The following is a 283-nucleotide window of genomic DNA, read 5'->3' as shown; positions in this document are numbered from 1 at the left end:
CCACCCGCTAAGCCTAAATATTCCCTGGTGACCGATAGCGGATAGTACCGTGAGGGAATGGTGAAAAGTACCGCGGGAGCGGAGTGAAATAGTACCTGAAACCGTGTGCCTACAAGCCGTGGGAGCGTCGGACGTGCAGCTTGCTGTGTGTCTCGTGACTGCGTGCCTTTTGAAGAATGAGCCTGCGAGTTTGCGGTGTGTAGCGAGGTTAACCCGTGTGGGGTAGCCGTAGCGAAAGCGAGTCCGAATAGGGCGCCTGAGTTGCATGCCCAAGACCCGAAGC

This window comes from Streptomyces sp. CB01881 (assembly GCF_002953255.1).
GTDB lineage: Bacteria > Actinomycetota > Actinomycetes > Streptomycetales > Streptomycetaceae > Kitasatospora.
Note: the sequence above shows the minus strand (reverse complement) of the source record.